We start from the raw sequence: 6,371 nt of genomic DNA, 5'->3' as shown, positions 1-6,371 counted from the left end.
CTTTTCTGGAAGATACTCACCCCGAAGCGCATGGACTTGCTGAAAGCCATGGCTGGTGCCGGTCCGCTCGGCGTCCGCGAGATTGCCCGCCTGGTCGAACGTGACGTAAAAGGCGTTCACACCGACCTGACGGCGTTGTGCAAGACCGGCATCGTTGAAAGGGTCGACGACGCCAAATACCAGTTTCCCTATGACGCCTTGCATATCGACTTCACCGTGATCGGCTCAAAGGCTGCATGAGCCTATAAGCTCACATCGACATCCTGAGATCGCGCTTCTGTCGTAAGTCGATCCCCAGCGCTTTCTCCTGCAGGCTGATATACGCCATGGATGCCACCCGGATATTGTGCCGGCGCGCATCGACGATTTTCTTCTCGGTCTCGGTCAACCGTGATTTGTCGGCGTTTAGTAGCCTGGCATTGTGCGACGAGAAGAACTGGCGGGCGGCGTCACGAGGCAGGCCGCTGATCCTGCTCTTGGGGTTGCCATGGCTCGCATCGACTGCAGCATACAATGCGCCGTCCTTGACCACGGGTAGCATCTTTTCAGCATGGTCGATCTCTTGTAGGGCAGTTTTAAGGCTGCCGCGCATACCAGAGCTATTTCCGTAGTGGCGTATCTCGTTTTGCAGAACATCACGTTCAGCCGAAAAGATCAGATTGATATCGCCAGTCTTCCCGATGGCGCGGATGGTCGTGAGTAGCGAATCCTGCCGCTTCCGGTATTCTCGAGCAGCGGGGCTTCGATCCCGACCCACATAGGCAGCGCGTTCATCTGCCATGCGGACCGTCAATTCGTCGAGCAGATTCTCGTTACGCGACGACATCTCTGTCCAGCCAGTCCTTACCGTACTTGCGATCCGCTTCATCGAGCCGCCATCCTTTACGGCGCAACCAATCGGCGCCGCGCGTTTCCTTGATGGCTAGCAATGTTTCAGCTGGATAGATGATCTGGCGCCGAATCGCATCAACCGCGGCTTCGTCTCCGCGCGCTTCGGCTTCCCCGAGCTGCTGCAGGAGCGCATCATTCGGCGCGAAACGTTCCAAGTCCTCTTCAGTGTAGTCCACCATGTGAAAGCTCCTGTGCAGCGCATCTACGACACACAATTTATCAAGCGCTTTGTTCAGTTTCCACGTCCTTGTAGTCAATCATCAAAGGTTCGGGGGCGGCGCGTGATGCCGGCAATCAAGCCGCAGTGGCAATCGAGGTGTTCCGCAGGCTCTTCACCATTTCTGGCACGTTGAACGTAATACGGATGCGATGCTGCATGGTTTGCTCGGCTTCATTCCAGTCAGGCGCAATGTATATCCTGTCTATGCAGCCATGTAGCAGCTTGGTGGTGTCTTGGTCAGCATCGTGTCGTGACACGGCCGCTTGAAAGTTCTGAATGATTTCACGAGAAAGGCCGTCTGAGATTCGCGTGACGGCATCGAGCTCTACCTTCAGCCGATCAATATCAAGCTTTAGCCGGCCGCTTTCTTTCTCGCGCTCTTGAATATGAGCCAAGGTTTCCGGGCCGCGTTCTAGCCTGGCAATCGTCGTCAGAAGCGAGCGGATTTCCTGCTGCACAGATTTACGCTGTGGTTCTAGCTGGCCAAGTTCCTGCAGAAGCGCATTCCGCCGGGTCTCCTGTTCGCGATAGTACAGGTCGACCTGATCGGGGCCGAATTTACGCAGCTCGGCCAGAATTAGCGGCATCAGATAGTCGTGAGGAAGATTCTGGTTGGCACAGCCCTTTTCCGGGCAACCATGCAGCCGAGACCTTCGAAACACGAAGGCGGTATCGTGTCTGGCGCACCAGAGTTTTCCAGATGTCAGATACAGCGGTTGCTCCCTGGTCTTCTTCGATGCCTTGATCTGCCGCGCTCGCCAGGTGCGCTGATACTCGTTCCGACGTTCGGCCTTTTCAGGTTGTGTCATCACTTGGACGATAAGGCGCTTCTGGCGGAAACGATTTGACCTTTCTTCGATCAATTGCTGGATGGCATCAAACTGTGCCTCATCCACGATCGCCAGCTCAGGAGCTGGAACCGTTATCCATTCATTTTCAGGGCGCACGACCGACAGCCGCTTGCCCGTCTCAGGATGTTTTCGATAGGCCATCCTATCGAACGTGACCAAGCCCTTGTACAGCGTATTTCGCAAGATCCCTGTCTGCCGGGCAACCGTGCCGATGAAGGCCGACGGCTGCCATTTCGAGCCGCGTGGCGAGGGGACTTCCAGCTCGTTCAGCCATGCGCTGATCCGGCGCAGAGATTCGCCCGCCTGGTAGCGGGCGAATACCGTGCGGACGATCTCCGCTTCCTTTTGGTTGATCTTACGCAAGCCGGGGATCAGCTCGCCGCGCTCGTTCATCCGTCTCACGATGTCGTAGCCGAAGGTGCGGCCGCCTGGGATCGCGCCATTCAGCACGGCGGCAATCATGCCGCGCCTGGTCTTGTCCGCGAGGTCTTTCAGGTACAGCGCATTCATCGTCCCCTTGAGGCCGATGTGCAGCTCGGATATCTCGCCCTCGGCTATCGTTTCCAGCCCGATGCCTAAGAACATAAGTTTTTTGTAGAAATGAGCGATGTCGCCCTGGTCGCGACTGAGGCGGGACAGGTCTTCGGTGATGATTCTGACGAAACCGCCATCGAGGGCGGTTTCGATCAGACCACGAATTCCTGGTCGGTTCTGCATGCTGGCGCCGGAGATGCCTTCATCACAGAAGGCAGCCGTTACAGTATAACCCAACCGGCTGCAGTGAGCCTCGCAGCGGGCGATCTGATCCCGCGTCGAATGCTCCTGTTTGTCGGTCGAATGGCGTGCGTAAACCGCCACCTTCATACGCTGTACCCCCTTGAAATCTCTCGATTATCTAAAGCGGGGGCCTGATTCGCAAGAACTCTGTCTACAAAAGGGCGAGTGCTGGTAACTTTTCACATCTTTTCATATCATTTGTTGAAATTTCATGTGTATTCAGATGATTTCAGGAGTTTGGACTTTGGCGGCCATCGGTCATGAAATCTCGTGAATTACCCTGAAATCATGTGAAAATTCATGAAAGGCGGCCCCCCCTCATTTCCTGTCGTATCGATGGCAGGATAGGTGCGGTGGGACCACCGCACTCCTGCTGGCCATTGGGCCAGAAGGCTTATTCGCACCTGCGGCGCTCAACGGGACGGGATTCTGTCTACTGGCAGATCAAGCATATCCGACGCAGCAGAAGGCCAGCCATAGCGCCTGCTGGCGGCGCGGGTGCCCGATACCGCGCCGGCAGAGCTGTACGGCACGGTCTATGGCTACTGGGCTGTCTGCCATGCCAGTCGGCCAGTGCGCTGGTCGGCGCCTTCTGGGATGCCGCCGGGTTGGGTCTGACTTTTCCGTCGGGGCCGGCCTTGCTGGTCTGACGCTAGTCAGCCTGTTGTCGGTCCGCAGCACGGTGACCGCCCGGATGGTTGTCGGCATAATGGGGACTCCTGCGAACACATGATGCGGGCGGCGTGCCGACGCCGCATCCATAAGATGCCGGCCGCAAGGAAGGCGACGCCGATTGCCAGGCCCGCGGCCCAACCGAGAGCGGCCACGCCAAGGCCGGCAATGCCGATGCCGGTCAGGCCGAGGCCGGCCAATGCAGGGGCGATCACCGGAAGACAGCAGGCCATGCAGGCAGCGCCAAGGCCGAGCAGCGTCAGAACAGGTTTCATCGTCTTCCTCTCGAGATGGTCAGTCGGGCCTGTCGTGCCCGTGTTGCCGGAGGATGGATCCTCAAGTAACTTGAGGATCAAGCGGATTCTTGGAGGAATATCTCGTGGCCATCCTGCAACGTATGACGATCGGCCAGCTGGCCAAGCGGACCGACAGCAACGCGCCGACCATCCGCTATTACGAGGAAATCGGCCTGTTGCCGAAAGCCAGCCGCAAGGCCAGCGGCCATCGCACCTATTCGGATGCCGATCTCAAGCGGCTGACCCTCATCCGGCGCTGCCGGGATTTCGGGTTCTCAATCGAGCAGATACGCCTGCTTGTCGGCCTGACCGAAGCTCCCGACGGCAAGTGCACCGAGGTTCGCGATCTGGCGCTAACGCATCTGAACACCGTGCGGGAAAAGCGGCGGGCGTTGCAGGAACTGGAGCAGAGCCTGTTGGGTTTCGTGCAGGATTGCCAGACGGATTGCGCGGATGGTCCGGCAACCGGTTGCGTGGTCATCGAGGATATCAGCCGCCGTCCCGCGGCCGCCGCATGCTGTCCGGGGTGATCGCATGAAGACATATCTGGTTTACACGGCGGCGGCGCTGGCCGAGATTGCCGGCTGTTTTTCTTTCTGGGCGTGGCTGCGGCTGGATAAGCCGGCTTGGTGGCTGACGCCGGGCATGGTTGCGCTCGCCCTGTTCGCCTGGCTGCTGACGCTGTCGGATAGCGATGCCGCGGGGCGGGCTTATGCGGCATATGGCGGGATCTATATCGCGGTGTCGCTGCTGTGGCTCTGGATGGTGGAAAGTCGGGTGCCGGATCGCTGGGACCTGATCGGCGCGGCGGTCTGCCTGATCGGCACCGGCATCATCCTGTTCGGACCGCGCGGCGTGCCGGGAAGCATCTAGCCCGGCATGCGACGGGCAGCATGACAGGCAAGATGTGATCATGGCCAGACAGTCCAAGGTCTATACCGGCATCGGCTTTGCCCTCGGTTCGGCTGCGCTGTTCGGCGTCAGTACGCCCATGGCCAAGCTGCTGCTGGGCGGTATCTCGCCTTGGCTGATGGCCGGCCTGCTGTATCTTGGCGCGGGATTTGGGCTGGCAATGGTTCGGTTGCTGTCACGTTGGCGCGGCAAGCCGGCAGCCGAAGCGCCCTTGAAGGCCGTCGATCTGGGCTGGCTGGCGATCATCGTGCTGTTCGGCGGCGTGGCCGGGCCGTTGCTGCTGATGCTGGGGCTGGTGGGGACGCCTGCATCGACGGCCGCCCTTCTGCTGAACCTCGAAGGCCTGGCGACGCTGGCCATCGCCTGGCTGGTCTATCGGGAGAATGTCGATCTGCGCGTCGGCATCGGTGCGGCGGCCATCCTGCTGGGAGCCATCATCCTCTCATGGCAAACCGGTGTGGGGCAGGCCGGCTATGGCGCCCTGGCGATTGCCAGTGCCTGCCTGTTCTGGGGTATCGACAACAACCTGACCCGCAAGCTATCAGCGTCCGACCCCGAGCAGATCGCCATGATCAAAGGGCTGGTGGCTGGCGCGGTCAATCTGCTGATCGGCCTGCTGTGGCGGCAAGATGCATTGCCGACGATCGGGCCTTTGCTGGTCGCCATGATCGTGGGCTTCCTGGGCTACGGCGTCAGCCTTGTGCTGTTCATCCATGCGCTGCGTCACCTCGGATCGGCTCGCACCGGCGCCTATTTCTCGACAGCGCCATTCATCGGTGCCGTGGTCGCCGTGACGATCTTTCGGGACGCGGTTTCCCTGCAACTGGGCCTCGCCGGCCTGCTGATGGCCATCGGATTATACCTTCACCTCGCCGAGCGGCATGAACACGAACACCACCATGACGCCATGTTGCACGAACACGCGCATGTTCATGATGCGCATCACCAGCATGTGCATGAGTCGGGCGATCCGGCCGGCGAGCCGCATGTGCATGTCCACCGGCATTTCGCCACGGTGCATCGGCACCCGCATTACCCGGACATCCATCACCGGCACGGGCATGGCAGTGGATAGACACGGTCGGGCCGAGAGCGCTATCGCAACTGGCCCGATGCCTGACCCCGGCCAAATTCGACCAACGAATCTCTAGCGCCTTGCCTTATCTCTATTCAAAAAATTAAGGCTTTAGGTCTTTCATCATCATGCGCTGCTGCTGCGTCTGCTGCAGCATCATCTGCTGCAGCATGTCCATCCGCTGTTGCATCATCTGCATCCGCGATTCCAAGTCGATATTTGTACTGCCTTGATGTCGCATTATCATGCCCGGGGCATATGCTTTCTGCATATCAACCATCTGGTCCTGCATCATCTGCATATGTTCGGCCATCAACTTGTGGCGTTCGGCCGACGAGTGCGCCTGCTGCATCTGATTGTACACGCCTTGCATCTGCTGGAGGCGTGTCTGCATATGATCGAGTTCGCCATGCTCGTCAGCGAAGGCGGGCATGGCCAGAAAGTTGATAGCCAAGACCGTTGCGGCAAGGGTCTTCCAGTTCATTTGAGGCTCTCCTGAATTTCGCCAGCCGCCTGCTATCATCGGCATACGCTCCGGAAACGATAGGAGCGGCCAGCGGGGACTCATGGAAGGTGTCTCATGTCTTTATATGGGCGGCCGCTATCCAAGACCTTGATCTTGGTCAAAATGCAGGCCGATTTAAAGAGAGCTCTCCTTGGAAGGAAGCTAAATGCTC

The 6,371-nt window shown here is 59.0% G+C and carries 9 protein-coding genes (1 of these 9 running past the window's edge); 4 read left to right on the top strand and 5 right to left on the bottom strand.

Going from position 1 to position 6,371, the window contains the following annotated elements; all coding sequences use genetic code 11:
- Positions 1-240: the 3' portion of an HVO_A0114 family putative DNA-binding protein gene (locus tag ACFOOQ_RS05535; RefSeq protein ID WP_379722735.1), read on the top strand. The gene continues 114 nt to the left of window position 1, outside the view; 240 of the gene's 354 nt are visible here — the last part of the coding sequence; its start codon lies off the left edge, out of view; it ends in the stop codon at positions 238-240.
- Positions 241-250: 10 nt separating this feature from the next.
- Here the strand turns inward: ACFOOQ_RS05535 and ACFOOQ_RS05530 are convergent, their stop codons facing one another.
- From ACFOOQ_RS05530 to ACFOOQ_RS05515, 4 genes are all read right to left on the bottom strand, one after another.
- Complete coding sequence (locus ACFOOQ_RS05530; protein WP_379722732.1) at positions 251-826, bottom strand: hypothetical protein; 576 nt, start codon at positions 824-826, stop codon at positions 251-253.
- Entirely contained in the window at positions 813-1,070 is a 258-nt protein-coding gene (locus ACFOOQ_RS05525) for a hypothetical protein (RefSeq protein ID WP_379722729.1), read from the bottom strand. Before ACFOOQ_RS05525 ends, ACFOOQ_RS05530 begins: the two co-directional genes overlap by 14 nt.
- A gap of 115 nt (positions 1,071-1,185) precedes the next feature.
- Positions 1,186-2,826, bottom strand: a complete 1,641-nt coding sequence (locus tag ACFOOQ_RS05520) for a recombinase family protein (RefSeq protein WP_379722726.1) — start codon at positions 2,824-2,826, stop codon at positions 1,186-1,188.
- A gap of 569 nt (positions 2,827-3,395) precedes the next feature.
- Positions 3,396-3,686 carry a hypothetical protein gene (locus ACFOOQ_RS05515; RefSeq protein WP_379722723.1) on the bottom strand — a complete coding sequence of 97 codons (291 nt, stop codon included), beginning with the start codon at positions 3,684-3,686 and terminating at the stop codon, positions 3,396-3,398.
- A 104-nt stretch (positions 3,687-3,790) separates the two neighbouring features.
- Here ACFOOQ_RS05515 and ACFOOQ_RS05510 point away from each other — a divergent pair, with 104 nt between their 5' ends.
- The 3 genes from ACFOOQ_RS05510 to ACFOOQ_RS05500 are packed head-to-tail and all read left to right on the top strand — an operon-like array spanning position 3,791 to position 5,694.
- Positions 3,791-4,237: a MerR family transcriptional regulator gene (locus ACFOOQ_RS05510; RefSeq protein WP_379722720.1), complete on the top strand. Its 447-nt coding sequence runs from the start codon at positions 3,791-3,793 to the stop codon at positions 4,235-4,237.
- A 4-nt stretch (positions 4,238-4,241) separates the two neighbouring features.
- Complete coding sequence (locus ACFOOQ_RS05505) at positions 4,242-4,580, top strand: YnfA family protein (protein ID WP_379722717.1); 339 nt, start codon at positions 4,242-4,244, stop codon at positions 4,578-4,580.
- A gap of 40 nt (positions 4,581-4,620) precedes the next feature.
- A complete protein-coding gene (locus ACFOOQ_RS05500) occupies positions 4,621-5,694 on the top strand; it encodes a DMT family transporter (RefSeq protein ID WP_379722713.1) in 1,074 nt (357 codons plus the stop codon).
- A gap of 103 nt (positions 5,695-5,797) precedes the next feature.
- On the opposite strand, the gene ACFOOQ_RS05495 is transcribed toward ACFOOQ_RS05500, so the two are convergent.
- Positions 5,798-6,178 (bottom strand): hypothetical protein, encoded by a 381-nt coding sequence (locus tag ACFOOQ_RS05495; RefSeq protein ID WP_379722710.1) that lies wholly within the window; start codon positions 6,176-6,178, stop codon positions 5,798-5,800.
- Between the last annotated feature and the right edge of the window lie 193 nt (positions 6,179-6,371).

The sequence above is a fragment of the Ferrovibrio xuzhouensis genome (assembly GCF_042648965.1).
Taxonomy (GTDB): Bacteria; Pseudomonadota; Alphaproteobacteria; order Ferrovibrionales; family Ferrovibrionaceae; genus Ferrovibrio; species Ferrovibrio xuzhouensis.
Note: the sequence above shows the minus strand (reverse complement) of the source record. Positions and strands in the feature narration are given on the sequence as shown.